General features: G+C 60.7%; 37 protein-coding genes. 18 read left to right on the top strand and 19 right to left on the bottom strand.

The window, feature by feature from the left end; genetic code table 11:
- Positions 1–19: 19 nt before the first annotated feature.
- The 18 genes from QOL79_RS07920 to QOL79_RS07840 form a co-directional block, all read right to left on the bottom strand.
- Positions 20–2,107 (bottom strand): hypothetical protein, encoded by a 2,088-nt coding sequence (locus tag QOL79_RS07920; protein ID WP_283419230.1) that lies wholly within the window; start codon positions 2,105–2,107, stop codon positions 20–22.
- Positions 2,107–2,394: a hypothetical protein gene (locus QOL79_RS07915; protein ID WP_283419229.1), complete on the bottom strand. Its 288-nt coding sequence runs from the start codon at positions 2,392–2,394 to the stop codon at positions 2,107–2,109. Before QOL79_RS07915 ends, QOL79_RS07920 begins: the two co-directional genes overlap by 1 nt.
- A gap of 219 nt (positions 2,395–2,613) precedes the next feature.
- Positions 2,614–4,131, bottom strand: coding sequence for a terminase (locus QOL79_RS07910; protein WP_283419228.1), 1,518 nt, complete (start codon positions 4,129–4,131; stop codon positions 2,614–2,616).
- An 8-nt stretch (positions 4,132–4,139) separates the two neighbouring features.
- Positions 4,140–4,661 carry a terminase small subunit gene (locus QOL79_RS07905; RefSeq protein ID WP_283419227.1) on the bottom strand — a complete coding sequence of 174 codons (522 nt, stop codon included), beginning with the start codon at positions 4,659–4,661 and terminating at the stop codon, positions 4,140–4,142.
- Complete coding sequence (locus QOL79_RS07900; RefSeq protein ID WP_283419226.1) at positions 4,661–4,831, bottom strand: PH domain-containing protein; 171 nt, start codon at positions 4,829–4,831, stop codon at positions 4,661–4,663. Before QOL79_RS07900 ends, QOL79_RS07905 begins: the two co-directional genes overlap by 1 nt.
- A gap of 418 nt (positions 4,832–5,249) precedes the next feature.
- Complete coding sequence (locus tag QOL79_RS07895; protein WP_283419225.1) at positions 5,250–5,522, bottom strand: hypothetical protein; 273 nt, start codon at positions 5,520–5,522, stop codon at positions 5,250–5,252.
- A 176-nt stretch (positions 5,523–5,698) separates the two neighbouring features.
- Positions 5,699–5,998 (bottom strand): hypothetical protein, encoded by a 300-nt coding sequence (locus QOL79_RS07890; protein WP_283419224.1) that lies wholly within the window; start codon positions 5,996–5,998, stop codon positions 5,699–5,701.
- Positions 5,991–6,644: a helix-turn-helix domain-containing protein gene (locus QOL79_RS07885; protein ID WP_283419223.1), complete on the bottom strand. Its 654-nt coding sequence runs from the start codon at positions 6,642–6,644 to the stop codon at positions 5,991–5,993. The genes QOL79_RS07890 and QOL79_RS07885 overlap by 8 nt, the downstream gene beginning before the upstream one ends.
- Complete coding sequence (locus tag QOL79_RS07880; protein WP_283419222.1) at positions 6,641–7,294, bottom strand: DNA-methyltransferase; 654 nt, start codon at positions 7,292–7,294, stop codon at positions 6,641–6,643. Before QOL79_RS07880 ends, QOL79_RS07885 begins: the two co-directional genes overlap by 4 nt.
- On the bottom strand, positions 7,291–7,638 hold the full coding sequence (locus QOL79_RS07875; protein ID WP_283419221.1) for a VRR-NUC domain-containing protein: 348 nt from the start codon (positions 7,636–7,638) through the stop codon (positions 7,291–7,293). Before QOL79_RS07875 ends, QOL79_RS07880 begins: the two co-directional genes overlap by 4 nt.
- Positions 7,635–7,886, bottom strand: coding sequence for a helix-turn-helix domain-containing protein (locus tag QOL79_RS19590; protein WP_502957477.1), 252 nt, complete (start codon positions 7,884–7,886; stop codon positions 7,635–7,637). Before QOL79_RS19590 ends, QOL79_RS07875 begins: the two co-directional genes overlap by 4 nt.
- Positions 7,883–8,029 carry a GcrA family cell cycle regulator gene (locus tag QOL79_RS07870; protein ID WP_283419220.1) on the bottom strand — a complete coding sequence of 49 codons (147 nt, stop codon included), beginning with the start codon at positions 8,027–8,029 and terminating at the stop codon, positions 7,883–7,885. The genes QOL79_RS19590 and QOL79_RS07870 overlap by 4 nt, the downstream gene beginning before the upstream one ends.
- Positions 8,026–8,346: a hypothetical protein gene (locus QOL79_RS07865; RefSeq protein ID WP_283419219.1), complete on the bottom strand. Its 321-nt coding sequence runs from the start codon at positions 8,344–8,346 to the stop codon at positions 8,026–8,028. Before QOL79_RS07865 ends, QOL79_RS07870 begins: the two co-directional genes overlap by 4 nt.
- A complete protein-coding gene (locus tag QOL79_RS07860) occupies positions 8,343–8,504 on the bottom strand; it encodes a hypothetical protein (RefSeq protein ID WP_283419218.1) in 162 nt (53 codons plus the stop codon). The genes QOL79_RS07865 and QOL79_RS07860 overlap by 4 nt, the downstream gene beginning before the upstream one ends.
- A complete protein-coding gene (locus QOL79_RS07855; protein ID WP_283419217.1) occupies positions 8,501–9,265 on the bottom strand; it encodes a DNA-methyltransferase in 765 nt (254 codons plus the stop codon). Before QOL79_RS07855 ends, QOL79_RS07860 begins: the two co-directional genes overlap by 4 nt.
- A 4-nt stretch (positions 9,266–9,269) precedes the next feature.
- Positions 9,270–9,506, bottom strand: a complete 237-nt coding sequence (locus tag QOL79_RS07850; protein ID WP_283419216.1) for a hypothetical protein — start codon at positions 9,504–9,506, stop codon at positions 9,270–9,272.
- Entirely contained in the window at positions 9,503–9,982 is a 480-nt protein-coding gene (locus tag QOL79_RS07845; protein ID WP_283419215.1) for a hypothetical protein, read from the bottom strand. Before QOL79_RS07845 ends, QOL79_RS07850 begins: the two co-directional genes overlap by 4 nt.
- A 243-nt stretch (positions 9,983–10,225) precedes the next feature.
- Entirely contained in the window at positions 10,226–10,489 is a 264-nt protein-coding gene (locus tag QOL79_RS07840) for a carph-isopro domain-containing protein (protein WP_283419214.1), read from the bottom strand.
- A 21-nt stretch (positions 10,490–10,510) separates the two neighbouring features.
- Here QOL79_RS07840 and QOL79_RS07835 point away from each other — a divergent pair, with 21 nt between their 5' ends.
- The 18 genes from QOL79_RS07835 (at position 10,511) to QOL79_RS07755 (ending at position 20,100) form a co-directional block, all read left to right on the top strand.
- Positions 10,511–11,182: an XRE family transcriptional regulator gene (locus QOL79_RS07835; protein ID WP_283419213.1), complete on the top strand. Its 672-nt coding sequence runs from the start codon at positions 10,511–10,513 to the stop codon at positions 11,180–11,182.
- A 9-nt stretch (positions 11,183–11,191) separates the two neighbouring features.
- The gene (locus tag QOL79_RS07830) at positions 11,192–11,704 is read left to right on the top strand and encodes a hypothetical protein (protein ID WP_283419212.1); all 513 of its coding nucleotides are present in this window, start codon (positions 11,192–11,194) and stop codon (positions 11,702–11,704) included.
- A gap of 138 nt (positions 11,705–11,842) precedes the next feature.
- Positions 11,843–12,727 carry a pentapeptide repeat-containing protein gene (locus QOL79_RS07825; protein WP_283419211.1) on the top strand — a complete coding sequence of 295 codons (885 nt, stop codon included), beginning with the start codon at positions 11,843–11,845 and terminating at the stop codon, positions 12,725–12,727.
- Complete coding sequence (locus QOL79_RS07820) at positions 12,727–13,029, top strand: hypothetical protein (protein WP_283419210.1); 303 nt, start codon at positions 12,727–12,729, stop codon at positions 13,027–13,029. Before QOL79_RS07825 ends, QOL79_RS07820 begins: the two co-directional genes overlap by 1 nt.
- A complete protein-coding gene (locus QOL79_RS07815) occupies positions 13,026–13,325 on the top strand; it encodes a hypothetical protein (protein WP_283419209.1) in 300 nt (99 codons plus the stop codon). The genes QOL79_RS07820 and QOL79_RS07815 overlap by 4 nt, the downstream gene beginning before the upstream one ends.
- On the top strand, positions 13,322–13,519 hold the full coding sequence (locus QOL79_RS07810) for a hypothetical protein (protein ID WP_283419208.1): 198 nt from the start codon (positions 13,322–13,324) through the stop codon (positions 13,517–13,519). Before QOL79_RS07815 ends, QOL79_RS07810 begins: the two co-directional genes overlap by 4 nt.
- Positions 13,509–14,009: a hypothetical protein gene (locus tag QOL79_RS07805; protein WP_283419207.1), complete on the top strand. Its 501-nt coding sequence runs from the start codon at positions 13,509–13,511 to the stop codon at positions 14,007–14,009. The genes QOL79_RS07810 and QOL79_RS07805 overlap by 11 nt, the downstream gene beginning before the upstream one ends.
- 225 nt (positions 14,010–14,234) lie before the next feature.
- Positions 14,235–14,990, top strand: coding sequence for a hypothetical protein (locus tag QOL79_RS07800; protein ID WP_283419206.1), 756 nt, complete (start codon positions 14,235–14,237; stop codon positions 14,988–14,990).
- Positions 14,987–15,661: a hypothetical protein gene (locus tag QOL79_RS07795; protein WP_283419205.1), complete on the top strand. Its 675-nt coding sequence runs from the start codon at positions 14,987–14,989 to the stop codon at positions 15,659–15,661. The genes QOL79_RS07800 and QOL79_RS07795 overlap by 4 nt, the downstream gene beginning before the upstream one ends.
- On the top strand, positions 15,661–16,149 hold the full coding sequence (locus QOL79_RS07790) for an HNH endonuclease signature motif containing protein (protein ID WP_283419204.1): 489 nt from the start codon (positions 15,661–15,663) through the stop codon (positions 16,147–16,149). The genes QOL79_RS07795 and QOL79_RS07790 overlap by 1 nt, the downstream gene beginning before the upstream one ends.
- The gene (ssb, locus tag QOL79_RS07785) at positions 16,146–16,601 is read left to right on the top strand and encodes a single-stranded DNA-binding protein (protein WP_283419203.1); all 456 of its coding nucleotides are present in this window, start codon (positions 16,146–16,148) and stop codon (positions 16,599–16,601) included. Before QOL79_RS07790 ends, ssb begins: the two co-directional genes overlap by 4 nt.
- 3 nt (positions 16,602–16,604) lie before the next feature.
- Positions 16,605–16,949, top strand: coding sequence for a DUF968 domain-containing protein (locus QOL79_RS19585; protein ID WP_502957476.1), 345 nt, complete (start codon positions 16,605–16,607; stop codon positions 16,947–16,949).
- Positions 16,942–17,328, top strand: coding sequence for a recombination protein NinB (locus QOL79_RS07780; protein ID WP_283419202.1), 387 nt, complete (start codon positions 16,942–16,944; stop codon positions 17,326–17,328). Before QOL79_RS19585 ends, QOL79_RS07780 begins: the two co-directional genes overlap by 8 nt.
- Before the next feature lie 86 nt (positions 17,329–17,414).
- The gene (locus QOL79_RS07775) at positions 17,415–17,675 is read left to right on the top strand and encodes a hypothetical protein (protein WP_283419201.1); all 261 of its coding nucleotides are present in this window, start codon (positions 17,415–17,417) and stop codon (positions 17,673–17,675) included.
- On the top strand, positions 17,672–17,944 hold the full coding sequence (locus tag QOL79_RS07770; RefSeq protein ID WP_283419200.1) for a hypothetical protein: 273 nt from the start codon (positions 17,672–17,674) through the stop codon (positions 17,942–17,944). Before QOL79_RS07775 ends, QOL79_RS07770 begins: the two co-directional genes overlap by 4 nt.
- A 478-nt stretch (positions 17,945–18,422) precedes the next feature.
- The gene (locus QOL79_RS07765) at positions 18,423–18,839 is read left to right on the top strand and encodes a hypothetical protein (protein WP_283419199.1); all 417 of its coding nucleotides are present in this window, start codon (positions 18,423–18,425) and stop codon (positions 18,837–18,839) included.
- A 51-nt stretch (positions 18,840–18,890) separates the two neighbouring features.
- A complete protein-coding gene (locus QOL79_RS07760; protein ID WP_283419198.1) occupies positions 18,891–19,091 on the top strand; it encodes a hypothetical protein in 201 nt (66 codons plus the stop codon).
- Entirely contained in the window at positions 19,081–20,100 is a 1,020-nt protein-coding gene (locus tag QOL79_RS07755) for a tyrosine-type recombinase/integrase (protein ID WP_283419197.1), read from the top strand. Before QOL79_RS07760 ends, QOL79_RS07755 begins: the two co-directional genes overlap by 11 nt.
- 201 nt (positions 20,101–20,301) lie before the next feature.
- Here QOL79_RS07755 and QOL79_RS07750 read toward each other — a convergent pair whose 3' ends face one another.
- Positions 20,302–20,727, bottom strand: coding sequence for a DUF7684 family protein (locus tag QOL79_RS07750; protein ID WP_283419196.1), 426 nt, complete (start codon positions 20,725–20,727; stop codon positions 20,302–20,304).
- Between the last annotated feature and the right edge of the window lie 152 nt (positions 20,728–20,879).

Below are 20,879 nucleotides of genomic sequence, written 5' to 3'. Positions count from 1 at the left end.
TAGGCATAGGTGTTATCCATCATGCCGCCACCAGCGCCGTCCGGATCAGGTCGACTGGGATGTTAGCCCGCCCGTCCGCATAGCCGTTCCCGTAGAAGAGGTTCGTGTCGTCATAGGACCAGCCGTACATCGACCGGACCTTTACCGTGCCAGCCGGGGCCGCGGCCGACAATGTGATGACGAGCTGGTTCGTGCCGGAACGGACGATGCTGGAGATGGTCCGCAGCGTGGCGAAGTCGTCGATCGACACCTGATAGCCGTAGAGACCCCCCGCCAGCGTCGGCGTCGGCACCGTACCAGTCGCGAGATTGACGACATCGGTCAGCGTCGTCGCCCCGTTGAGGTCGAACGTCAGCGTAATGACATCGCGCCCGCCGTTGAGCGATGCGCCGGTGCAGATCGGCCCGCGACCGTCGGCGGTAGCTATGCCCCCGAATACCTTGGCGATGCTATAACCGTCACGCTCACAAGCGCGGGCATAGCCTTGCCCCGTATAGTGATAGGCGTCGAGATGCTCCTGCCCAAGATGCGCAGGCCCAAACTTACAAAGCGCGTCTGCGGTAGCGATGGCCTCGAACTGCTGGGCAAGCTGCCTGCGCCGGTCGTCGATTGTCGCTGCGTTTCCGGCGTTCGGAGCGGTGGCGCTGGCAAAGCGGCCCGGATGGACGAGTAGAAATGGCAGGCTCGTGTCACCGGTCGTGCTGCGCCAGCCCGGCAGGAGGTCAGAGATAAAGAGGCTCGCATAAGTCGCGAGAATTGAGCCCGTGTTGTCAGCGTTCCCTTCGCCCTGATCCCAGATGACGCCCTCGGGCTTCCCGTATTTGGAAAGCAAATCGGTGACGCGCGACCAGTTGCCGCCGGTAGGGATCAATGCTTCGAGAGCGACACCAGCGACCCCGATAGGCACGATGCAGACAGGGATACCCATCGCCGCCGCCGCAGATTTGGCGCCAGCGAGTGCCGCGACCGTGGCAAGCGTGTTGAAATTCGACGAGACAAAGCCGTTCGGCGTCACTGACAGCGCGCCGGTAAAGGCCGTGTCGGTCTTTGTGATGGCCTGCCCTGTGCCCCGCCCCCCCGCATTGCTCTGCCCGTCATAGGCATAGAGCGCGCCGACACAGAAGGGCTTCGACGGGATGAAGTGATATTTGCCGTTCGTGTCTATATAGCCCACATCGGCCATGTACGGCCCGCCTACGGGCGCCGAGATCGTGCCGCTCCAGACGCCAGCGCCGAACGATGGCGACCCCATCTCGCGCCAGTCCTGCACGACGGTTTGCGTTCCGCTGGTCCGCAGGCGATAGACCAGTTGAGCAGGCGTCTTTGTCGCATAGGTTCCGGTCAGCGCCCGCGCCGAAACCTTGGTCGCAGTGCGGCTGTCGCGGGGGAAGAAATTGGGGTGATCGTCGAGCGTCACATAGACCGGTGCCGCCCCGATTTCGTACATCAGCGGCCAGGCATAGAAATCCCCTCGAAAACCGACGCGGCCGATGCGGTTGGGCGCGGAAACCGTACTCACGTCCTGCGCGTCGAAAGGATAGGTCAGGACATTGGCGTCGGGCACCCATTTGCCGTTGACCATCGCATACAGCTTGCCTGCGATGATGTAGATATCGATGACGCCCGTCGTCGTGAGAGGCACGTTTTTGAAATACTTCGACGTATTTGAGCCGGCGACGCGGACCACGAGGCTGATGCGACCAATCCCCAAGTCGGCTTCGAGGGCGATATAATTGTTTGCGTCGACCCACCAGACGTAGGCGTTAAAGAAGCCAGTTCTGAAGGCCTCGGTATCCGGGGCGTTGACCCCAGCGTTATAGCCCCATCGGAAATGGATATTCTCAGGGAAGCCTGCCACGGGGCCGAAGAGGATTTGCGTGTTGGGCTGATACTTGGCGCGCAGATGCGCGTAGCCATTGTCCGACAGGACGTTGTTCGTCTCACCCGCCGTGATGACCTCGAAGCTGTTCGTGCCGTGAAGCACGCGCGCCGTCTCGAAATCATCGTAATATTCGAAGCCATAGTCCGAAAAGGCGGGGAGTGGGGCCTCTCCAGCGCCAACCTTCTGCGTCCGCAGCCCAAGCCCGAGGCGACGCAGACCACGCATTACGTCGCGATGGCCGAGATTTTCTGCCCCGGACGCACTTCGATATCCATCAAGGTATCGGCTGGCAGCGGGTAGTCTGTAACAACCGCTGTGGGATTAGCGCCGACAGCCAGCGCGCAAGCCACGTCAGCGCGAACAGTGATGACGGACGTAGCAGCGTCGAATGCAGCAGATTGTCCTGCCGTTCCGGTGAAGGTCACAGAGTTTTTTGTCATCCGTTTATCAAGGCGAATGATCGGAAGCCCGCTATCCGATCGCACCGTTTCCCAGATACTCAGCGTGGACATATGCGCCGCTCCTTTAAGAGCAACCTAAGATGCCGGGGGACGGAACTCAAAATTACCGCAGGTCACGATACGGGTCTGGCCATTGCTTCGGGGCTGGGTCATCAATCCATGCCCTGCGCTCGGCCTTGTTGCAGCGCTTGCAGGTGCGCAGCCATGTCATGTCCTGCTGCTCACGCCAATCGCTGAACGCGTGAAGCCCGATGCTGCAATGTTCGTCCATTATCGCAGGTCCGCATATGGGTCATAGACACGGCGGGGGAGAGCGACCTGATCCGCATAGGTCTTGCGCTCGACCGGCGCCGCGAACGTCAGGGCGAGAGCGTCACCTTTATCGGGGGAAGCGAGGCCACGCTTCTTCATGTCCTTCTTGCGCTCAAGCTGCAGGGCAACCTGATCGGCGCCATAGCCGTACTCGACGCCCGTGAGATCGGCCTTCAACTCATCGTCGTTCGGAATGCAGCCGCCGGTCAGCCATTCGCGCATTGCCGCCCACATCAGCGAGCGCTTGTTTGCAGCCTCTATCTGCAATCCCTCACCAACCATGACCTTGCCGCCAGTGTCGCCGAAGTTGATGCCGATAACGCCGGGGACGTTGAGCTGGTTCAAGCGATCGATCAGCCCCGGGCCCATTGCGCCGCGGTCGACGAATATCGCATCGGCCTGGTACTTCTTCGCATAGACGGCGATATCCCCTGCCACACGCATCAAATCGCGCTGCAGGTCGGTGCCAGACCATTCAAGCCACGGGATGGATCGCGCATCGCGGCCTTGGCGGACCGCCATCACGGACTTGTCATCACCATAGCGGGCGACGTCGACACCAAAGATGACAGCCGATGTCGGGGTCTGCATTTCAGGGCGCGTCATCGCAGCTTCAGCAATATCGCCTGCGATGAACTGCATCGAGCCAGCACGCGGGAATTGTCCTTTGACGCGGACACGCACGAAATCGCTATCCTCGCCATAGGCCGTGACCCATTCGGCAAGGCGCTCCTTGTTGGTGCGCTTTACGTTGCGGCTATCAATCTGGCGGTGGTTCCAGAGGTGGCGGAACTTGCCCTCGATAGCCTCTTTGAAGCGTCCTGTGTTGCGGGTCGGGTTACCATAGATAGCCCACAGCATCTCGGTATCGGCATCGGTCAGCGCGCCTTCCGACACCTCGAAGATAGGATCGATGATCGACGAGGCCTCATCCATGATGAGCATGGTGCGTTTGCCCGCATTATGGAGACCGGCGAAGGCCTCTGTGTTTCGCTCGCTCCACGGAATGGCATCGATGCGCCAGTTGCGCTCATGTCCGCGCTGCGTCGAAAAGAAGCTGGTTGCTTCGAGACGGAACATATCGCGCAGCATGGGGAAGCGCAGCATCGAATACCATTTGCCGAGTTCAGGCCATGTCTTCGTGCGAAGCTGGGTATCGGTGTTTGCCGTAACGACGCCGCGAGTGTCTTCATGCGTCATCAACGCCCAATGGCAGAGGAAGGCGACTTCGGTCGACTTGCCGATGCCGTGACCGCTCGCTGTGGCCTCACGGATGAGGCGAAACGGATCGCTGCGAAGACGAGCGCCTATCTCCTGCAACTGCTCACGCTGCCAATCGTCAGGCCCGCTTTCATGTTCGAGCGGACCTCCGGCAATGCCCCAAGGCCATGCCCACATGACGAAACCAAGCGGATCATGCGTAAAGCTGCCGAGATCGGTGAGCAGTTCGCGCCGGAACTCGGCAGGCGTCAGCATGTCTGCCATTAGCGACCAGCAGCCTTTCGCGCATCGGCCAGCGCTTTGGCGATATCGTCGTTGAAATCGACCTCAACGCGTTCCTTGAATGCCTGCACGTCGACATGCTTGCCGAGCAACTCAATCCGCTTCACCCGATCGCTGATCTTGATCTTGTCAACAAAGCTCTCGTCGTCGCCTTCCTTGCCCTTCTCTCGTACTGTCTCGACGCCGGCAACGAGACCCTGCCTCCAAATGAGCGGCCATTGCTTTACCGGCAGAAGATTCCCGCCATCATCGTACAGGTCTGCAAGATCAGCCTCTGCTTCCATTTCGAGCCGACGCAGCACCCAATCGGCGCTTACCTTGGTACGCTCGGAGCGCGCCGCAATGCCGGATGCGATTGCCGCAGCTACACTAACATGCGCTAACAGACGCGCGCCTTGCTCGTTCGCAGTGCGCTCACTGTAGCCAGCGCGCATAGCGGCCTGCGTCGCATTCAGGTCGACCAGATACTCATCGACGAACCGCTGTTGCTTTGCGTTGAGCATCAGGCGTCTTCGCGTTCATCTTCCGAAACAGCAGCGGCGAACTCTTCTTCAATCGCAACAAGCGGATCAATGCCGCCCTCGATTGTTGCAAGGTCGAGCGTCACCGAGATATCGACAGGCCCCTCGTCCTTCTTGAACAGGCGTCCTGTTTTGGTGATCGTGGTGGTCATCTGCTTATCCTTTCACGGTTGGGGTTGAACTCAAAATCTCGGGCACCTTGGCCCGTGTCGATCCATCGGGACGCCGCATTTCCAGCAAGGCGAGCGATCGATGAGGGCAGGAGGTGGTGGGGGCGGAACGTACATTGCCCGAAAGTTTGCGAGGCGCGTCTTGTGCTCGCCCTTCGATATGCCGTTCGGGTTGGCGCGCATTGCCTCACGGAGCTTCGCGGCCGTCGCGATGGTCAACCGGCTGCGCCCTCGCCTCACCCATCCGCGGGTCGACGGATTGACGCGCGCCGCAATGACGAGCTTGTTGTAATTCGTCCCCGTCCTGCGACACCAGGCATTGACCTCATCAATGACCTTTTGGCTCTCGGCCTCGCTCAGGATGAGGTGGTGCTCGAGACGCATCAGTGCCGAGCCCCTCTCATGCCTTTGCCTTTCCTGTAGAGATCATGGCGCGGTAGATGTTGGCGGTGGCGAGCGACCAGGCTTCCGGTGTCGGCTGATCGTGGCGCTCGATTATGCCCGCGCTGATCATCTCATCGGTCGGCTCTATCGGTACGATGGCGTATCCGTTGGCTTCCAGAGCGGTGATGGCGGAGCGGGCAAGAGACTCCGCGCTGCCCGGAGCAAACACGACAGGCCATGCATCGCTTTCCTGCATCGCCCGCGCGATTGTCTCGACTACCTCGCTCATTCTTCCCTCCATTTGATTAGGTGCGGACAACGCGCCACGCGATGATGTCGAACGGCTCCCCGCGATCCGTCCAGTTCAGGGCTTTGGGGGGATAGTCCCATTTGCTCGTGTCTCCCTGACGAAAGCGCACTCGGACGCGCTCGGCTCTCGGGGGTGTCCATGTGGTGGGCTGCCAGTCAGTCGGCATGGCCGGGATGCCACTGGCCGAACGGCGGCTCGCGCGGTGGCTCCAGCGCCTTCGCGGCCTGTCGCGCAATCTGCGGCGGCACGGTGCGATGCCCGTCGCGGCGGTCAACGTAGTGCTGCGTCTTGCCATCCGGCAGCGTGCGCTTGTTGACGAAATACTCCCAGCCATTGGCTATCACGAAGTTCATCGCGTTCATGTCGCGGCAGTATTGGTGCAGGCTGTCCACGGTGTGCTTGGCGCCGCCGCTGTCGGCGTTGTTCCGGCGCTCGATGATTGCATTGCTAGCCATATGCGCCCTCCAGGAGCTTCGTGAATGATTTGGTTTGCAGGAAGAAATCGAAGTCTGCCTTCCAGTCGCTCCGCTCGCCCCGGCAGAAAGGGGAGCGCTCAAGGGCGTCCAGCGCCGCCGCAAAGTCATCGGGCGGATGTTGCGCAATCATGGTTCGCAGGCGCTTGCGGCGCGCGTCAGTGAGGCGAACCACCTTGGAGAGGCCGACACGGCTTGCCGTCTCGTTCCATGCCTCGACGACATGCTCCGGTTTCAGAACATCGTCATTTGCGGCGGGGGGTGTATCAGCGTTAGCTGATACAGGGGGAATGGGGGTTCCTGACGGTTTGGGTGCAGATTTTGCGGGGGTACGGCGCAATTTCTGCGGGGGTGCAATTTCTGCGGGGGTGCAGATTTTGCGGGGGTCAAGAACGTACTTAGGCGTTGCGCCGTGGTAACCGTCGATGCGGAAATATTCGTTATCGCGTAGCCATTTAAGCGCCGACTGCACGGTGCGCTCCGACTTGCTGGTCTTGCGGACAATGCGCGCCACAGAGGGCCAACAAATCCCGTCATCATTCGCGTGATCGCAGAGGCACATGAGCACCATTTTCTCGGTGCTGCCGATGTCCAAATCCCAAGCTGCGGACAGGAGGCGGATACTCATGCCGCGCTCTCAATGAATAGGTCGCCTTGGCGCTGCGCCTCTTCAATGCGGCGGCAGGCGGTCGCAAAATGATCAGGGTCTTTTTCAATGCCGATAAATGGGCGCCCCATTTGCTGGGCAGCGACTCCGGTTGATCCAGACCCCATAAAGGGATCGCATACCGTGCCGCGCGTCCACTCGATGAAGGACCGCATAAGCTGCACCGGCTTTTCGGTCGGATGAAAATCATTGTTAGTGCGCGGGCAGCGGATTATGTCGGTTGGGCGCTTGCCGGGAAAGTCATGCTCCGCGCCTGGATAGAATAGCGCAATCTCGTATTGTCGCCCGTGTTCGTGTTCGAGGTCGCCCATCGAGTGATTGTCCTTCACCCAGACAATCGTGCTTTTCGGCTTCGGCACGGCGCCGAGGTTGTCCCAGCGGCAAAACATATAGGACGAGTGGCGCGGCTCGAGCCCGCAGGCCCACAGCAGAAGCTCATCGGTGTCGTCGTGCGCGATCTCACGCCACTGATCGATGCGATGGTTCGATTGGAATTTCATGCCGTAAGGCGGGTCGCTGACAAACGAGTCAATCGGCCCCAGCGTCGGCAATATTTCACGCGCGTCCCCGCAATACAGCGTAGCGCGCCCGATTGTGACGGGAGTCGTCATGCCCAGCCCCACCCTTCAAGCGTCTCTTGCACGTCCTCAACGGACCTGCAGACGCTCACCTTGTGGCCAAGGCAGATAAGCCATTCGTGGCAGGATTTTTGCTCGTCAGAGACGCGCCCGCCTTCCGATTTTACCTCGATAAAACCGATGCGCCCCTTGGGACAAAATGCTATAAGATCGGGGAAGCCGAGTTTAAGGCCCTGCTCTTTCAACCTGTTCATTTGACGGCCGCGCGCAGCCTTGTCACCGGCAAGCACCGCCCCATTGGGAACGTGGATGCTCTCGATCCCGCGCACGGCGAGATATTGGCGGATCATGCGCTGGACACCGGCTTCCTTGATCACCCTGCGCTCCCGATACCCTTGACCACCGTCGAGTGATCACGATTGAGAAGCCGCCCGATGCGGGGCGTGGACCAGCCCTTGGCGCGCAGCTCGCGCATAACCTCACGGCGGGCAGCGCAAAGGCATGGCATCCGAGACGGGCCGGTCAGATCGTCAGGATCGACGTCATGCAGCTTGGCAACGCGGTCGATTATCTCGCGTCCGGTGTAGCGGGCGAGCGTGGGCGGGGAGTACCAGGAGGGTATCATGCGCGCCCCCTGAACAGCACGCTTGCCACAGCGTTACGGCTGCGGTGGCCGAGCTTGCGGGAGATTTGCGTGAACGACAGACCACGGTCGCGCATCTCGCGAAGCGCCGCCAGTTCCTCGTCGGTCCATTTGATGCAGGTCATCGCCATCCGAGCGATCTCCGGTAAAGGTCGGGATGAACGCCGCACTCCTTGGAGCGGGCGGCAATCAGGGCATCGATCTTGCGGCCGAGAGTGCCGTTATCGACCAGTCCGCAGTGTGGGGCGTAGGGGCCAGCGTTAGCGTCCTTTGCCGTGCCAATGCGCCGGCCATCTCCCTTCGGCATGTCGCGCGCGATGCGGGCGATGTCCTTCTCGTTGATCGTCGGGCAGATGGTGGTCTGTGCCCATTGCAGCACCTTTTCCGGCTTCATGTAGCCGAGCGCCTTGCGGATGCGCCAATCTTCTCCGGTGGGGATCATTTGCCCGCCCTCACCGCTTCCACCCGACCGATAAGATCGGGGTCGTTCATTTGACGGGCCATTGCCAAAGCCTTGTCGAGAGGGTCGATGCAGGGCTTGGAGACGTAACGGACGTGCTGAATGACCAGCGGCTTGCGGGTGAAGGGCCACCAGTTCATGCGGCTGCTCCCTCAAGAAACAGATCGCCTTGACGCTGGGCATCCTCGATGCGCTTGCAGGCGATGTCGAAGTACTTGGGCTCGCGCTCGATCCCGATGAAGTCGCGGCCCATCTGAACAGCCGCGACGCCAGTGGTGCCGCTGCCCATGAAAGGATCGAGGATTACTTCATCGTTGCACGCGGCGAGAGCGCGCAACGGCAGGGCGAGCGGAAAGCTGGCGGGATGTTCTGGGTCGGAAGTTGGTGGAATGCGCCAAACATCGCCGAGCATCGACGCTGCCTTGTCCCGCAGCGACCAGTCCGGCTTGGCGTAGAGCAAAATCCACTCGCACATCGGAGCGAATGCGCCAGCCATAGCGTTGAAACCGCTGGCGCGATCCCATATGATAACTTGACGCAGCGGCAGGTCGCAAAATAGCGGGAGCCTGAGAAGCCGCTTCACGACACGGGGCTTGTGATTATAGAAAACCGCGCCCGAACAGATGCGCCAGAGTTCGTTTAGGGTTTCGCGCTGCCACTCGCAGTATTCCGCGTAAGGCATATTGTCGGCATATTCGCCATAGCCATCACGCAGCTTGCCATCGCCCCATTTGCTTCCCGCATGGCCGACCCTCAAGCCGCCCTTGTCCTCCATGCCCTCGCCCAAATTGTAGGGCGGCGAAGTGAAGGCAACGCCGGCGGAATCGTCTGCAAGCGTAGGCAGAATGTCGCGACAGTCCCCGCAATACAGCGTAGCGCGCCCGATGGTGACGGGTTCCATCCCCTCAGCCCTCCAGCACGTCGATGATGCGACCGCTCTTGACCGATTTCTGGTTGCGGGCGATGTCGATAAGGGTCTGGATGCGGGCGCTCTTGGCCGCCAGAGCATCGGTGACGCGCTTGTGGGCGGCTGTCTCGTCTCCCAGCTTGCCTTTCAGCATGGATTCGACGCGCCAGACGATCCACAAAAGCAGGGCGATGTAGAGGCTGACAATCGTCACCCCGATTAGGATATCACTCATGCTGCCCTCGCCTTCCGAATGGCGATGCAGCGGGCCTTGAGGCTCGCGAGCGCTTCCATCGCCGCGTCAATCTCGGGCTCGCACTCAAGAGCCTCGTTGTCGGTGATCGTCTTGCCGCCTGGGCTGGCTTCCGCCGTCACCACCGCCAGCTTGTGAACCGCGCCAGCCGTGCTAGGCAGGGCGTCCGTGTCGCACTTGGCAACGATGGGAACGCTGCGGCGGTCGAAGTGACCGAGCAGGCTTTCCAGCGCCAGAGGATCGACCGCGAGCAGGTTGAACAGCGTGTGCGCCGACAGCTTGCCGTTGCGGTTGCGGGCATTGCCGATGGTGGCTGCGCTGCAACCGATAACATCGGCCAAGTCCTGATCGGTCGCGCCGGTCGAAAGCTGCACACGGCGCACCGCATCGGACACCAAGGCTTCAAGCAAACTTTGTGTCAGGAGCATCGAAGCCCCCAACCTACTGTTGACGGTCACGGCTATTTCCTCCGTTATGGATGAAAGGGACGAACTCGAAGAGACCGGCGATTGTGCCGGTCCCCGTTTGAATGAAGATGCGCGGTCGATTGGTGAGATTGTCGCCGATCTTGTCGCGGAACTCGGCCCCAATCGCGCTTGGCTTTGGGGCGGCGAGGTGACGTTCGGGGGCCAGCACAGTGGACGTACTGGCCCCCTCTCGGAGGTGCGACCCAACCGAGGTTCTGTTGTCTTTGCGGACGATCATGCCGCTGCGTCCCGCTGCTTGCGGGGCGGCTGGCCCTCAAGAAGCTCTTTCGTGGAGCAAAACTTCGCGTCCACGAAATCGCCCCAGCGTTCGACTGGGATGCGCTCGCGCTGCAACCAAGAGCGGACGGTATGAACCGACACGCCCAGCTTGGCAGCGACCGCTTCGGGACTGCCAGCCTTGCGAATGATGTCAGGATGGGTCTGCATTTGCCCATAATGCATAATGCACCAGCAAAGCGCAAGTGCCTTTTGCATCATCGCACCGTCTATCGCGATCCAATGGAATCGCCCGCCGACCGACTCAAGGCTGCCCGAGAGAAATCGGGCTACGAAAGCGCCAAGAGCGCAGCGGAAGCTATGGGCGTTGCCATCGCTACATACATCCAGCACGAAAACGGATCGCGGGGCTTCCCCGCCAATCGTGCCGAGCGTTATGCGCGCTTCTTTCGCACGACGCCCGAATGGCTACTCTATGGCCGCGACAAGGCCGACAATCTGGAGGCGGTGCAGCTCGGCCCCCAGCTTCCCGTTCAAGGCGCGGTCGCTGCCGGTGTCTGGAAGGAAAGCCTGCAGTATCCAGAAGAGGAATGGTCCTATTTCACCGGATCACCCGATGTTCGCGCCCCGCTCAATCACCGCTTCGGCCTCAAGGTCGAGGGGCATTCAATGGACATTCCCTACCCACCAGGCACGGTGATCGAGTGTGTGCGCTATTGGGGAGATGAACCGATCCCCAACGGAAAGCGCGTGGTCGTCCAGCGGACGCGGTTCAATGGCGAGCTGGAAACGACGGTGAAGGAATACCAGCGCGACGCGAACGGGATAGAATGGCTCGTGCCGCGCTCGACGCATCCCGAGTTTCAGGCGCCCTTTCGTTGCGACCAGCCGGGGGATGAGATAGAAAAGATCGAAATTATCGCTTGGGTCGTGGCATCGATCCGGTACGAATGAGGGGGCTGCATGGAGGAAATTGCGAACGATCCCTATATCATTGGGAAGCGGGACTGGTGGGCCGTCACGTGGAGAATTTGGGCCGCCAACCGCGCCATTGACGCAGCGGTCATTGTCGCGATTTTCTATTTCTCGGGGGACGGAGACATCAAGGAAGGGATAGCCCCCTTGATGGGAATAACCCTAGGTTTCGGCGCATATTTCGTGATTAGAAACTGGTTCGCAAATGCGGTTATTGGCGGAGCCGACGAGGGCAAGATTGGCTTCCAAAACCTTGCCATTCTCAATGCCCTTCGCAGAATGAAGGTCGAACCGAAGGCCATCCATCCCCTTCGGCTCGACGGCCTCTACAATTTGGTTAATGCGGATTATCAGGAAACTCGGGATCGAGTTGGCGCGGCACTGCTTTTCGGGATAGTGAAGGGGCGCGCATCGCTAATGCCTGCCTACCGCCGGGCGGCATACGAAGATTCGGTTGACCGCGCGATATTGCGCTACGCAACCGAAGAGACCGCCACCTAACAGGCTAAAAATCCTGCCTTCTCCGAGATGGGGCAAACTTTTTTTGCCGCTGATGCATTTTGCACTTGTGCTTATGTGATGCATTGTGCATTATCACTCCAGACAGGGCAACACCGTTGCCGAGTTTGGAGATGGAAGATGGCAATCAGCGAGACGCTTGAGAAGTTCGAGGTAAGGAACCGCTTCACCAACGCGGTCCAGTTCACCGCAGAGATCAGCGTCACCCCCGACATGACCTACAGCGTCAAGCTGGGTCTGGCGGTCAAGTGGGCGGTTAAAGCGCGTGCCAACCTCGCGCGTGCCAACCTCGCGCGTGCCAACCTCGCGGATGCCTACCTCGCGGATGCCAACCTCGCGCGTGCCAACCTCGCGGATGCCAACCTCGCGGGTGCCAACCTCGCGGGTGCCAACCTCGCGCGTGCCAACCTCGCGCGTGCCAACCTCGCGGATGCCAACCTCGCGGGTGCCAACCTCGCGGGTGCCAACCTCGCGCGTGCCAACCTCGCGCGTGCCAACCTCGCGGATGCCTACCTCGCGGGTGCCAACCTCGCGGGTGCCAACCTCGCGCGTGCCAACCTCGCGCGTGCCAACCTCGCGGATGCCTACCTCGCGGATGCCAACCTCGCGCGTGCCAACCTCGCGGATGCCTACCTCGCGGGTGCCAACCTCGCGGATGCCAACCTCGCGGGTGCCAAAAATGCAGGCCTCGCTATCGCTCGGACCCGCATTTTGCCCGAGGGCGACATCATCGGCTGGAAGAAGTGCCGAGACGACGTGATCGTCAAGCTGCGCATCCCAGAGGACAGCCCACGCTCACACGCCTTCGGCCGCAAGTGCCGCGCCAAGTTCGCCGACGTGCTGGAGATTTTCGGCGCAGACAAGGCTGTGTCCAGCCGCGATCCGAAATTCACCTACACCGCTGGCGAGCGCGTCGAAGCGCCCAACTGGTCGGACAAGTGGGAAGATGAATGCGCTGGCGGCGTGCACTTCTACATCAGCCGCCTTGAAGCGGAGGCTCACTGATGAACGCCCTCACCGAACTCAACGCAGCAACCCGCGCGTTCAAGGCTGACCAGCTTGCGAGCCTCGATCCGGCAGTGCTGGTGGACCTCGCCCTAGCCGCCCTGCGCGCGCTTCCCGACAACTGGACGGACACCATCACCGGCGAGCGTGTCGGCGATCTGGACGCCATTGCAGACGCTGTGGAAGCCGTTGACGCTATTCACCCTGCCATGCGGGACATGGAGCCCTCAGGGGTGCGCTGTGACTTCGTGGAGCAGGTGCGCGGCGAATATCGGGTTATGCAGATGGGAGCGGGACGATGAGCGAGCCTCGCTTGCCTGAACTCGGGGCCGCAATTGTCAGCCACCTTCGTGACCGCCCCCAAGATGGCAGCTTTCTCATGCAGGCTTGCATGACGGGCATGAACGAGGCGCTTGAACGTCAGCGGGATCGCGCTGGCAAGTACAGCATTGCGATGCTTTGCGCGCTTACGCTGGTCGATAGCAAGCGGATGCCTTCGGAGCAGCGCGAAAACTTCCTGTCGATCATCGCAAACAACATCGCCGGAACTGGACTGAGTGAGATCGAGCGCCGTTTTGCGGAAAGGAAAGTGAAGTGATCGCCCGCCCCGCAACCTTCATCCGCTTCTTTGAAAGCGTGATGGCAGACACCCCGCTCGCCGATCGCTGGGACTTCCTGATCGCCGAGAGCGAGGCTCTTGAGCAGCAAATGACCGACGCTCTTGAAGCGCACCGTGCAGACTGTCGCGCTCGATATGGGGCGGACTTTGGGGAGAAAAACAATGGGCTGTGACATTCATGTTTACCCGGAATACGCCCTCTTTGAGAAAGAGGGAGGCGGAACCCATTGGTCGCCGCTGGCAAGCGAATGCCACCCGGGTCGAGACTATGACCTGTTTTCCAAGCTGGCAGGCCTGCGCGGCGATGAGGGCAACCAGATGATCCCGACGCGCGGGATGCCGGATGACGCCGCCTATGAATCCAAGAGCGCCAACGAACTCTACATCGTTGATGGACCAACAGACAATGAGGGGTATTGCACCCGCGAGCAGGCTGAAAGCTGGATCGAGTACGGATCGCGATACACCGACGAGCGCAAGCTGTTCGTCACCCATCCAGACCATCATTCGCATTCGTGGTGCACGGCTGCCGAGTTTCGCGCTGTTCTGGAAGCCTCACGTAAATGGGCAATAGATGAGCCTTATTGGGGCTTGCTGGCAATGCTCGAAGAAATCGAGCGTCGGGGCAAGGCGACCCGCCTCGTCTTTTGGTTCGACAACTGATGGACGCCTTCAACCATCACCGCCGCCAGCCCCTCACCGGCTATCGAGCCCACTGGTCCTTGTACCTCATGGCCTTCGGGTTGGCTGTTATCCTTACTGTTGTGGGGGTGAACGCATGATTTTGGCGCTTGCCCTTCGGGCACCGGGGCTTTCGTCCTTCGGATCGAGCCAGCTTCGCTGTCTCGCCGGTTCCCGCTTCAATCCCCTAGCGAAAGGAGAACGCGCATGAACGCGCTAGTTCCAATTAACAATGGCGGTGAAGTCTATCGCCAGTCCACCGACGCCGCTGGCCTGTGCCGCGAAATCGTCCTCAAGACCGCAAAGCCGATCCAAGGCCGCAAGTTCGTGTCGGTCGAGGGATGGCAGGCCATCGCCATCGCTCACGGCTGCGCAGCGGGCGCTCGCGATGTCGAAAAGGTCGATGGGGGCGTGCGCGCTGTCGGTGAAATCCGCCGCATGAGTGATGGCCAGATCATCGCCGTAGCCGAGGGCTTTGTCGGTGAAGATGAACCAACCTGGTACGGCGGCGAAAGCGTGTCCTATGGCAAGCGCAAGGTGCTGCCGAAGCGTGCCGATTATGCGATCCGCGCAATGGCGCAGACTCGCGCTATCAGTCGCGCGTGCCGCTCGGCATTCGCGCACGTCGTCGTGATGATCGACGCTGACCTTTCCACGACGCCAGCAGAAGAAGTGCCGGAAGGCGGGTTTGTCGATGTCACGCCAGAGCCGAAGGCATCTGCGCCCGTCGCCAATGGAATGCCCGATGAAGAATATAACCGGCTCGTCGGCAAGATGAAGGTCGCAGGCGTCACCGAGGCAAAGCTTTTCAAGCAGTATGGTGTCGGAAATCTGCGGCTGCTTTCGCAGGACCAGTACGGTGATGCAATGAAGCGTCTCGACAGCGCGATTGCAGAAAAGTCGAAATCCGCGCCGCCTGCCGATCAGTTTGGCAATGTGGATGACGTGGAGTTCGCACAGTGAGCGGCGTTGGGCACAACGCGCCGCCCGCTGACGCGACATTCGGCCTCCATATCGATGACCTGTTCTCGATGCTCTCCAATACACTCGCGGGCGGAACGGTGGACAGCGACGAGAAAGAAGCGGCCATCGACGCGCTCATGGACGAGTTCCGCAAGGCGTCGAAGGACGCCGACAAGGCGCGGGCTGCCGAAAAGAAGCCGCACGATGACGCGGGCAAGGCTGTGCAGGAAAAGTGGAAGCCGATCATCGCCAAAGCGGATCGCGGCACGGACGCCTGCAAAGAGGCCCTGACGCCCTATCGTGTCGAAAAGCAGCGCATCGCTGACGAGGCCGCACGCAAGGCCCGAGAGGATGCAGAGGCGAAGCAGCGGGCCGCTCAGGAAGCGTTACGCCAGTCCGATGACCTAGAGGCGAAGTTCGCCGCCGAGCAGGAATTGGAGCAAGCGAAGAAGCTGGCGGCGGTCGCGAACAAGATCGACCGCGCCCCAACTGGCCTGCGCACCCATTGGGAAGCCGAGCTTACCGACAAGACGGCGGCGCTTCGCCATTACCTGAAAACGCAGCCGGACGAGTTCTCGGACCTGATCCAGACCCTTGCCGACCGCGATGCGCGCGGCGCTCGCCCGCCCGTTCCCGGCGTACTCTATCACGAAAGAAAGAAAGCAGCATAATGCCCAATGCCAGCAAGACTTGCCAGGTATGCGGTGCGACTTTCGAGCGTCGCGCACGAGACAGTCACGACCAGTGGGCGGCTCGGCGGTATTGTGGCTGCGCCTGCGCCAACGTCGAAAAGAAGAAGCGCCCCCTCGCGCAAGCATTTTTCAAGCATGTAGGCGAAACGACATGCTTGATTTGGGATGGCCCGAAGGATGGCGGCGGCTACGGATTTGTACAGCATGAAGGCAAGCGCTGGAAGGCGCATCGGCTGGCTTATCACCTAGCGAACGGTGGCATCCCTGACGGAGCGGTTATCTGCCACAAATGCGATACTCCGTCGTGCGTGAACCCTGCGCACCTGTTTGCCGGGACGCAGAGGGACAATGCTCGCGACATGGCTGCCAAGGGGAGGATGAATCCCCTTTCCTATCTCAATTTGCGCCCCGGCAAGGCCGGTTTCCACGGCGCTGGTCCAGTTTCAAATAAGGAGAAAGCGGCGTGAGTGGTTCGGTCAATAAAGTAATTATCATCGGGAATTTGGGGGCGGACCCTGAAATTAAATCTTTCACCAACGGCGGCAAGATCGCGAACCTTCGCATCGCTACGTCGAAGCGCTGGAAAGATCGTCAGTCGGGTGAGGTGAAAGAGGCCACCGAGTGGCATAGCGTCGTCATCAATGGCGACGGCCTCGTCGGCGTGGTCGAGCGCTATCTGAAAAAGGGCAGCAAGATTTATGTCGAAGGCGAGCTGCGCACTCGCAAGTGGCAGGACCGCGACGGGAACGACAAATACACAACCGAGGTTGTCGTTGCAGGCATGGGCGGCTCGCTCACGATGCTGGACGGCGCGCCAAGCGGCGAAGGGTCGAGCAACCGGCATCGCAATCAGAACGCGATGGGGACGGACCACGACCTTTCCTATGACCTCAATGACGACATTCCGGGTTGGGATTGATCGATGCTGCCCCGCCGCATTCCGAAACAGCCCAAGCGCGCCAGCCGGTGGCGATCGCAAGCCCACTGCAATTTCGTGCGCTCGCATGAATGCAGCGTTCGGGGGTGCGGCGGCCGACCGATCGAGGTTGCGCACGTCCGTCTCGGTAGCGGGGCAGGCATCGGGCAGAAGCCGGACGACTGGCGCACGGTGAGCCTTTGCCGTGACTGCCACGCCGAGCAGCATCGTGTCGGGGAAGAGACATTCTGGCGAGGGGTTGACGTTGAAGCGCTCATTACTGCTTTCAACGCTGCCAGCCCGCGCGCCGCTCAAATCCGAGACGCACAGCGGGAGCGCGAACATGCATAAGATCACCCTTGTCGGCGGCGAGCAGCGCCAGCGTGCCCAGAAACTGATCCTGCGCGCCCCTGACGGCTATGTCGTGACCTTGAGCGAGCCTAAGCGCTCCCGCGAGCAAAATGACCGCATGTGGGCCATGCTGACCGACATAAGCCATCAAAAGCCGATGGGCCGGATGCACACCCCCGACGACTGGAAGGCGATCTTCATGAACGCCTGCGGTTGGGAATGCCAATTCCTGGAGGGTCTGGACGGCCGCCCCTTCCCGCAAGGCTTTCGCAGCTCGCAAATGACCAAGCGCCAGATGAGCGCGATGATCGAATACATGCTGGCCTTTGGCGCCGAGCACAACATCCGCTGGTCGGAGCCGCAAACTCTGGCCGCCTAACCTCAACCGCCAAGCGAGCGGCACAGCCCCGCCGGTCCAGCTCGCACCGATTGCCCCCTTGGACCGGCGGGTAGAAAAAATGAGAGATGAGCGACAAGACCGAAGATCAGATTGCCCGCGAACGGGATTCCGTCAAGGCAATGAAGAACGCACAGTCGAACATGGCAGCGGTACTGTCCCGCGTCGAAACCTTAGAGCGCGCGCTGAGTATGGCGTCCAGCACGATTTCCACACTGAAGGGCTATATCGCGCCGGGTGCTTACACTTATCCGCACGGCCCTACCGCCAAGCGCTGCACCGAAGTCGCTGATGAAGGCATCGCGGCTATCGCGAAGGTGCTCGCATGAACCGCCTTCTCCAAGCGCTCGGCCTTATGCGGGTGTCAGAGCAGCCCGTCGATCCTGAAACCGACTGGGAAGCCAAATTCAAGAAGGCCATCACCGACCTCGCTGCGGCGAGGGAGGAGATTGCGCACCTCGATGAATGTGAGAAGCGCCTCGATGCTGACCGCAACCACTGGCGCGCCGAAGCTAACTCACTCCGCCCCGACGCCGAAGCCATGCGCCTCAAGAGGGAGAGGGATAGGGATCGTAGGAAGGGGAAGGTCAATGGATAAGGGCGCTTCGCCTACGGCGACCGGGCCGTCGCAAGTCGAGCCGGTTCCCGTCTCGCCCCTTCGGGCTTCCGTCCCTAGCGCGGACGAATTGCCAAGCGATTGTCCGTGGGAGGTCGATGCAGAGGATGCGGCAAAGTTGGGGCAGTTGTTTCGCGAGATTCAATCCCAGCAATATGGATGCGGTGGCGATTTCGAATGCTCCTATCCACACGACGGCAATTGCTGGTGTTTCAATACGGCGTTGTCGCGACATATCGCGCAAGCGATCGAAGCCCGTAGGGCGGAAACCGGAACGGGTTCCGTTCACGAGAGCGCGGTCGGCAACGCCGATGCGCCCAAAGGAGACCACCCATGACCCACCCAGAGCCCTACATAGTCTCCCGTCTAATCCGCACAGAGTATCTGCATCGGGAATTTCCTGTGCTGGTAGCCCGCGTCAAGCAGGCGAAACGTCAGCGCGAACGCTGGGGAGGTGGACGTGGATAGTCTCATCGAACGGATCGAGGCGGCGACGGGGCCGGATCGGGAGTTGGACCGTGACATTATGCTAGCCGCCGTCCCCTGTGATCGCGCGCCCTTCAGATACTGGGTGCCGATGAACGAGAACACGGGCCATGGGGCCGTTGATGTCGACCGGGTCTACTATGGTCCACACTGCGCGCAAGCCGTCGCGGTCCCGCCGTTCACCGCCTCTCTCGACGCTGTACGCACCCTGATCGACCCCGCCGACGAGTGGGAACTGTCGACCATCTACAATATAGCGCGCGCGCAGGTCGGACTCAATCGCGATCACCAAGGAGCATGGCCCGGATGCGGCGAGCATAAGGGCGGTGATCCTGTGCTGGCTTTGCTGTCCGCCGCCCTCAAAGCAAGGACTATCCCCCATGACAGATAAGGTGCCCATTTATGCCGGGGGCGAGAGGTGACGGCTCCCTACTGGCCAGCGATGATGCTCCGAAAGACGGCTGCCGCATATTGCGAGCTGTCGGAGGCGGCGTTCGAGCGCGAAGTTGCCAGTGGGGCGCTGCCTATGCCAGTCTTGCTCGGCGGGAAGCCGCATTGGCACCGCGAGCAAATCGACCAGCATCTTGCCGATATGTCGGGCGCGGGAGACTGGCGCGCATCGAGCAATCTTTATGCAGCATAATCTCAAATATATCAAGCGCGTAAAGGCTCGCGGCAAGGAATATCTCTACTTCGACACCGGCGCCGTCAAGAACGGAAAGCCCGTTTACAAGCGCCTGCCCGATCCGAAGTCACGCGAGTTTGGCGGGGTCTATTCAGCCCTGCTCGGCCACCGCAACCGGCGGGCGGGTATCAAGGCGCAGACCAGCGTCACCGACCTGATCGCGCTCTATGAGAAGTCGTCGGGTTTTCGGAAGCTGGCGGCCAATTCGCAGCGGCTCTATTCGCTGCACTTAGCCAAGGTCGCGCATGAGATGGGCGACGCGCCCGCCGGACGGGTAGAGCCCCGCGACATCGCCCGCATGATGGACAAGCTGGGCGACAAGCCAGCGACGGCCAACCTGGTGCTCGCCACAGTGAGCGCGATGTATTCGTGGGCGCGCGCCGGTCATCGGCAATATGTCCCCGCTGGCTGCGATCCGACCCGCGACATCGAAAAGATGGAAGTCGGCGAGCATAAGCCTTGGCCAGACCATATCCTGCACGCCGCTCTTGAAAGCGAAAACCAGCGTGTCCGGTTGGCAACGCATCTGCTCTATTACACCGCGCAGAGGATCGGCGATGTCGTCAACATGCGCTGGTCAGACATTCGCGACGGCGTGCTGCATATTAGCCAGCAAAAGACCGGCAAGGATATGCGCATCCATATCCACCGCGCGCTTGCCGATGAACTGGCTCGCACACCGAAACGGGCTATCACGATCCTCACGACGCAGGACGGCAAGCCCATCGGCCCGCAGCGCGTCCGCATCGCGCTCAAGAGCCATTGCGCCGCGTTCGGGCTCGATCTCGTCCCGCACGGCCTCCGCAAGAACGCCGTCATCGCCCTGCTCGAAGCGGGCTGCTCGGTTGCCGAAACCGCGTCGATCTCTGGCCAGTCGTTCCAGATGGTCGAGTACTACGCGAAGCTCCGCGACCAAGGGAAACTGTCGGCGGCGGCGGTACTGAAATGGGAAAGGAACGTAAGGTGACTCTGGAAAACACTTACAAAACGGCTCCGAAACCGCACGTTTTTAACGGTTGCGCTCAACTGTCGGTTAATTTTACACTTGTTTATCGCCCCGATGCGTCGAGTCCAGAGCGCAAAGCCATTCGGCTTCCCGGCGTGGCTGCGCTCCGGCCTCTGCCGGGGATCGCACAGGGCAGCTGGCGACCGAAAACAGACGTTCGGGTCATTTATCGATTTGGCTTCCCACATAAGCGGCAATCATCTCGACCTCCTTGGCTTCGTTGGCAACGTGAAGGAGGATAGTCTGCTTGAGTGCCACGTCCGGATGGAACGCACAGTTTCCGGCAAACCATAGCGCTTCGGAGAGAGGCTCATCGGCGTGCCACGTCGTCATCACAAACTTATCTTCAGGAATGTCGCCGTAGTCGAAGGTCTCAAGCACCGCCCAATCTACAGCGTCGTGCCACATTTCGCACTCTTTACCCCAAGCGACCGCATAGAGGCAGCCGCCGTCCACCAACCATCGGGCGGTGCTGTTTCGCCAGTCATCACCGCCTGTGGTTTCCGATATGATAACCACACGAAGTGGACCGGTTGGAAGCTGCGGGGGAGCCTCGTTTGGGCCCAGATGCACATATTTCAATTCCATATGCTCAGCTTACGAGGATGAGTTCGCACAGCAATGCCTCAAGTCCGCTCCCCACCCCAATTTAGACATCCCCTCTTCGTCATCCCGGACTTGATCCGGGATCCAGCGCGGCGTTGAAGTCGTGGGCCCCGGATCATGTCCGGGGTGACGAA

The sequence above is a fragment of the Sphingopyxis sp. Geo48 genome (assembly GCF_949769155.1).
Taxonomy (GTDB): Bacteria; Pseudomonadota; Alphaproteobacteria; order Sphingomonadales; family Sphingomonadaceae; genus Sphingopyxis.
This window is presented reverse-complemented; position numbering and strand designations above follow the sequence as displayed.

Bases quoted from the DNA above. Each gene is read 5' to 3' on its own strand.
- QOL79_RS07920 (WP_283419230.1), bottom strand. From the start codon at position 2,107: ATGCGTGGTCTGCGTCGCCTCGGGCTTGGGCTGCGGACGCAGAAGGTT.
- QOL79_RS07915 (WP_283419229.1), bottom strand. From the start codon at position 2,394: ATGTCCACGCTGAGTATCTGGGAAACGGTGCGATCGGATAGCGGGCTT.
- QOL79_RS07910 (WP_283419228.1), bottom strand. From the start codon at position 4,131: ATGCTGACGCCTGCCGAGTTCCGGCGCGAACTGCTCACCGATCTCGGC.
- QOL79_RS07905 (WP_283419227.1), bottom strand. From the start codon at position 4,661: ATGCTCAACGCAAAGCAACAGCGGTTCGTCGATGAGTATCTGGTCGAC.
- QOL79_RS07900 (WP_283419226.1), bottom strand. From the start codon at position 4,831: ATGACCACCACGATCACCAAAACAGGACGCCTGTTCAAGAAGGACGAG.
- QOL79_RS07895 (WP_283419225.1), bottom strand. From the start codon at position 5,522: ATGAGCGAGGTAGTCGAGACAATCGCGCGGGCGATGCAGGAAAGCGAT.
- QOL79_RS07890 (WP_283419224.1), bottom strand. From the start codon at position 5,998: ATGGCTAGCAATGCAATCATCGAGCGCCGGAACAACGCCGACAGCGGC.
- QOL79_RS07885 (WP_283419223.1), bottom strand. From the start codon at position 6,644: ATGAGTATCCGCCTCCTGTCCGCAGCTTGGGATTTGGACATCGGCAGC.
- QOL79_RS07880 (WP_283419222.1), bottom strand. From the start codon at position 7,294: ATGACGACTCCCGTCACAATCGGGCGCGCTACGCTGTATTGCGGGGAC.
- QOL79_RS19590 (WP_502957477.1), bottom strand. From the start codon at position 7,886: ATGATACCCTCCTGGTACTCCCCGCCCACGCTCGCCCGCTACACCGGA.
- QOL79_RS07870 (WP_283419220.1), bottom strand. From the start codon at position 8,029: ATGACCTGCATCAAATGGACCGACGAGGAACTGGCGGCGCTTCGCGAG.
- QOL79_RS07865 (WP_283419219.1), bottom strand. From the start codon at position 8,346: ATGATCCCCACCGGAGAAGATTGGCGCATCCGCAAGGCGCTCGGCTAC.
- QOL79_RS07860 (WP_283419218.1), bottom strand. From the start codon at position 8,504: ATGAACTGGTGGCCCTTCACCCGCAAGCCGCTGGTCATTCAGCACGTC.
- QOL79_RS07855 (WP_283419217.1), bottom strand. From the start codon at position 9,265: ATGGAACCCGTCACCATCGGGCGCGCTACGCTGTATTGCGGGGACTGT.
- QOL79_RS07850 (WP_283419216.1), bottom strand. From the start codon at position 9,506: ATGAGTGATATCCTAATCGGGGTGACGATTGTCAGCCTCTACATCGCC.
- QOL79_RS07840 (WP_283419214.1), bottom strand. From the start codon at position 10,489: ATGATGCAAAAGGCACTTGCGCTTTGCTGGTGCATTATGCATTATGGG.
- QOL79_RS07835 (WP_283419213.1), top strand. From the start codon at position 10,511: ATGGAATCGCCCGCCGACCGACTCAAGGCTGCCCGAGAGAAATCGGGC.
- QOL79_RS07830 (WP_283419212.1), top strand. From the start codon at position 11,192: ATGGAGGAAATTGCGAACGATCCCTATATCATTGGGAAGCGGGACTGG.
- QOL79_RS07825 (WP_283419211.1), top strand. From the start codon at position 11,843: ATGGCAATCAGCGAGACGCTTGAGAAGTTCGAGGTAAGGAACCGCTTC.
- QOL79_RS07820 (WP_283419210.1), top strand. From the start codon at position 12,727: ATGAACGCCCTCACCGAACTCAACGCAGCAACCCGCGCGTTCAAGGCT.
- QOL79_RS07815 (WP_283419209.1), top strand. From the start codon at position 13,026: ATGAGCGAGCCTCGCTTGCCTGAACTCGGGGCCGCAATTGTCAGCCAC.
- QOL79_RS07805 (WP_283419207.1), top strand. From the start codon at position 13,509: ATGGGCTGTGACATTCATGTTTACCCGGAATACGCCCTCTTTGAGAAA.
- QOL79_RS07800 (WP_283419206.1), top strand. From the start codon at position 14,235: ATGAACGCGCTAGTTCCAATTAACAATGGCGGTGAAGTCTATCGCCAG.
- QOL79_RS07790 (WP_283419204.1), top strand. From the start codon at position 15,661: ATGCCCAATGCCAGCAAGACTTGCCAGGTATGCGGTGCGACTTTCGAG.
- QOL79_RS19585 (WP_502957476.1), top strand. From the start codon at position 16,605: ATGCTGCCCCGCCGCATTCCGAAACAGCCCAAGCGCGCCAGCCGGTGG.
- QOL79_RS07780 (WP_283419202.1), top strand. From the start codon at position 16,942: ATGCATAAGATCACCCTTGTCGGCGGCGAGCAGCGCCAGCGTGCCCAG.
- QOL79_RS07775 (WP_283419201.1), top strand. From the start codon at position 17,415: ATGAGCGACAAGACCGAAGATCAGATTGCCCGCGAACGGGATTCCGTC.
- QOL79_RS07770 (WP_283419200.1), top strand. From the start codon at position 17,672: ATGAACCGCCTTCTCCAAGCGCTCGGCCTTATGCGGGTGTCAGAGCAG.
- QOL79_RS07760 (WP_283419198.1), top strand. From the start codon at position 18,891: ATGATGCTCCGAAAGACGGCTGCCGCATATTGCGAGCTGTCGGAGGCG.
- QOL79_RS07755 (WP_283419197.1), top strand. From the start codon at position 19,081: ATGCAGCATAATCTCAAATATATCAAGCGCGTAAAGGCTCGCGGCAAG.
- QOL79_RS07750 (WP_283419196.1), bottom strand. From the start codon at position 20,727: ATGGAATTGAAATATGTGCATCTGGGCCCAAACGAGGCTCCCCCGCAG.